Below are 4,065 nucleotides of genomic sequence, written 5' to 3' on the forward strand. Positions count from 1 at the left end.
TCACTGGCCTCTGCAAGTGCTGGATCTATGGGCATCCTGCCTAATACCTCTATATCCAAGCCTTTGGCTATTTCCTCTATATGGCTGTCTCCAAATACCTTTATTTCTTCATCGCAGTGAGGACATTTTACATAGCTCATGTTTTCAACTATACCCAAAACAGGCACTCTCATGGATTTTGCCATATTGTATGCCTTGCGGACTATCATATGAACCAGATCCTGAGGAGTTGTAACAACTACTATTCCATCCAAGGGTATGGATTGGAACACTGTCAATACCACATCGCTGGTTCCCGGAGGCATATCGATGAACAAATAGTCTACATCTTCCCAAACAACATCTGTCCAGAACTGTTTTACCACACTGGAAACCAAAGGACCTCTCCATACCACCGGTGCATCTTCCTCATCAAGGAGAAGATTGATGGACATTATTTTAATATCATTGTGGGTCCTCTCCGGTATAATACCCTCTTTGGATGCCAATGCCCTATTGCTTATACCGAACATTTTGGGTATAGAAGGGCCTGTTATATCTGCGTCCAAAACTCCCACACTGTAGCCTCTTCTTCTCGTAAGAACCGCCAATGTAGATGTCACCAGTGATTTGCCTACTCCACCCTTTCCACTGACTACACCAATTACTTTTTTAATTGAGTTCTTCTCATGGGCTTTTACGCTAAAATCATTTTCTGCTGCAGCCGCTTCACAGCTTCCTGAGCAGGTATCCTTTTTATCACAGCCCATACTTTCACATTTGCTATCGTATTGATTCATTCAAGTCATCTCCTAACCTTTTATTTGAATTGTTAAATTTATTATTTGAAACTTCCATCAGATTTATCTGTTTCTACAGCCATTGCAATTAGTGCAATTTTTATAGACTTCACAGGTATTGCACATTTCTGCCTTGTCCATGGCTATCATACAGTATGTACCTTCAATCTTCCAACAAGGTTTGGATTCATTAACAGGCACTGGACTATTTTTGCGGGCTCCTCCTTTGCAATCCTTTTTATACCAGCAGGGATACATGGAAGTAATATGCTTTACTCCTGCAATGTTAAGACCCTTTTCGTCTATCAGATACTTTATAAACTTAAGCCTTTTTAAATCAGTGTTAGAGTATCTTCTTTGATAACCTTGCCTGTCGGGTTGTATGAGCCCGTTCCTTTCCCATACCCGCAAAGTCTCGGGATGCTCTTCTATTAGCTGGGCAACGGTTCCAATGGTATATACTCCTGTATATTCATCAAACATATCAATCACCATTCATCGAATTTTGTATATTATTTTAAAATCCTTAGAGTTTTGCCTCCAGGATGACATTTAAAAGTATATAATATTTTAGCTCATTATATGAACTGTCTGACAATATCTCTGTAATCCATAATAGTTGAAATACCAGATACCTCGCCAGCTTCTTTGGTCAGGGCTATTATATCGGTCCTGTCAATTCTATCCAAAGTAAATTTACGGTTCAAAGCCATCATTTGGCGAAGTCCTGTAGAAACTCGATTTATATAGGAGAATAATCCCAAAGCTCCCGGTTCAAAGCTGTCGACCTCGGAACCATATACATCTCTAAGTAGCCTTATATCCCTAAATATTTCTTCAACGGAATTTCCGTATTTCTGAAGCTCTTTTGGTATTTGCCCCTGCTCAATAAGCTCTCCAACCCTTTTGCCCGCCATTGCTGCAGCCATTGCAGCTCTTCCTATAGCTATCATAGAGATGTAAGGTGCACCTAATGCAAGACCTTTAAATATTTGATCTTCCATAGCAAAGCCACCTGCTGCTGCTACTTTTGGCAGTTCATAACCTTTGTTTTTCATCTCATTTAGTATTTCATATAATATGCTTTCCATGTATACTACAGGCAATCCCCATTCATTCATCATCTTACATGGGCTGTTGCCGCTGCCGCCTCCTGCTGCATCAAAGGTTACCAAATCAATTTTGTTGAATGATGCTATCTTTAAGACTTTTATCATATCCTTAGGATCAAAGGCTGCCATCTTAAAGAGTATTCTCTTGGCTCCTAAGCTTCTTAACTTCTCGACCCTCTTGGCCAATATTTCCTCATCCCACATGGGAAGCTTGCCTATTCTTTGAAAATGTGGACCTATTCCTTTTTTATGCTTTTCCTGTACTACGGGATCCGAAGGGTCGGGAATAACAAGATAGCCTTTTTTCTGAAACTCCAGCGCTTCCTCCAGACTATAGACAAAACCCATGCCTTGTATGCCTTTGGCTGCTTGCCCGAACTTTAACTCCACTGTAGTAGCTCCTAATTCAGCAATTGCATAATCCAAAACATTTATGTGTTCATCATCATAGTTTGCCTGCAGTACTATGTCCCCATAACCATGATCATACTTTCTAAAGCTGTTTAACATTTTCTCCAGCAAAGGAGATTTTGTAACCTTGTTGCTTTTCATTTCCAGGTCTTTATCTTTTACTACAGCATCTTCACCTATAACCGCCATTATTCCTGCAAGAGCAGCGCCTCCATAGTAATCAGGCCAATTAAGCTTTGCCATGGCAGGAAGTATAAATGGTGCCTTCAGTTTGATAGGATTATCAATCCCTACTGTAGTGCTGATATCAGCATTGGGAAAGCTGGCCTTGTATGCATCTGCTTCGATACCTTCTGCTCCAAAAACATGACCGTTGATGTTAAAATGGGATAAATCTACTGGGTAATCCTTTTCCGATGCAAACTGGCTTTTGTCAGCCCCTGTAGGGTAAAGTGCCTCTTCACCTCTAATAGCCGAGTAGCCTATTTCACAGCTTCCAATGCAATCTGCAGTACATACAGAACACATTCCTGAGAAAGGTGAAATCTTCTCAGGTGTTCTCATCTTCGTGTTGGTGACTGTTGTTCCTAAGGTCGGACTATGAGACATGTAAAACCCTCCTTTAATATAGAATTGTGCATATTGAGTCATGACCTCACTGGTAAAAATTCACATGCATCTCCTTAAATTATAACTTTTTATTTATATTTATTCAATAAATTTATTGAAGTTTTGGGTAAAATTAATCTTCTTTTTCGATATCTTTAAGCCTCTTGTTTATTTCATCCAGTTGGTTCTCCAGATATTCTGCGGTGTTTTTTAGATATTCTACTTCATTAGTTTGGTAATTACCGTATATACCGCCTCCAAAATATCCGCTCATAGCCCTTCTGGATGGTAAAGCTGGATTACATCTGCAAAAAGGATAAGGATTTGGACCATGCCAACCCATATTCCATCTTCTCATTTTTTCACCTCCTATTGTTAGAGATGCATGTGATGAATTAGAGATTTCTACCTCCTCTGAATCTTCTGCGATGACCCATGCCTCCGCAGTTTCCATTTACAAACTCATAGTCTCCACCCTGGATACGGATTGCTTTGCCGTTTATGAGGGCATCTGCAATCTTTTGTCTTGCAGCATTCAAAATTCGTTGAAAGGTACCTCTGGATATATCCATCTTCTCAGCTGCCTTATCCTGCTCTAAAGTTTCATAATCAGAGAGCCTTATAGCTTCCACTTCTTCAAAGCTCAGTATTACTTCCTCAAAGTCCTTTGATTGGGGATAGAAATACTGATTGTCAGGCATAAATTCAATTCTTCTGCATTTCCTAGGCCTAGGCATTTTATCACCTCTATTAGTTATGTGCATATGCTCATTATTATATTACACCCATCTTTTTCAATTGTCAATAGATTATTGGTTGCGTAGCCTTGGATACTACTTCGATACTTTATCAAACTAGAATAAGCATATGTGCAGCTCACAATCTAACGCCTCCCAAAGGGCCTCCTGCCCTGGAAGGCTTGGGCACCATCCGTGCTGCCCATACGATTTTTCTAAGGATACTTCGCTAAGAGTTACTGACAAAATCAATAAATATGTTCACTTGCACATATGCTTATTCTCTAGACACTGTAGCTTTCTAAGATACAGTGAAATCTATAGTATAGGAGAACGCTACAGTGACTGTATATTAGATATGTACTGAGGATATTTTGTGAGCTTTGATACAGTTCTTAGCAAAGAGCGAACTAAAAA

The 4,065-nt window shown here is 39.8% G+C and carries 5 protein-coding genes; all 5 read right to left on the reverse strand.

The genetic code is table 11. From position 1 onward, the window contains the following. A partial coding sequence (locus tag ACESM9_RS14805; protein WP_373000434.1) for a P-loop NTPase occupies positions 1-779 on the reverse strand: 779 nt, incomplete at its 3' end. 63 nt (positions 780-842) lie between these two features. After that, entirely contained in the window at positions 843-1,262 is a 420-nt protein-coding gene (locus ACESM9_RS14810; protein WP_373000446.1) for a MerR family transcriptional regulator, read from the reverse strand. A gap of 95 nt (positions 1,263-1,357) precedes the next feature. Next, a complete protein-coding gene (locus tag ACESM9_RS14815; protein WP_373000437.1) occupies positions 1,358-2,911 on the reverse strand; it encodes a glutamate synthase-related protein in 1,554 nt (517 codons plus the stop codon). A gap of 133 nt (positions 2,912-3,044) precedes the next feature. Continuing rightward, positions 3,045-3,269, reverse strand: coding sequence for a DUF5320 domain-containing protein (locus tag ACESM9_RS14820; RefSeq protein WP_373000440.1), 225 nt, complete (start codon positions 3,267-3,269; stop codon positions 3,045-3,047). A 37-nt stretch (positions 3,270-3,306) separates the two neighbouring features. Further along, positions 3,307-3,648 carry a DUF134 domain-containing protein gene (locus ACESM9_RS14825; protein ID WP_373000443.1) on the reverse strand — a complete coding sequence of 114 codons (342 nt, stop codon included), beginning with the start codon at positions 3,646-3,648 and terminating at the stop codon, positions 3,307-3,309. Positions 3,649-4,065: the final 417 nt, after the last annotated feature.

It is taken from the genome of Lutispora sp. (genome assembly GCF_041687175.1).
Lineage (GTDB): Bacteria > Bacillota > Clostridia > Lutisporales > Lutisporaceae > Lutispora.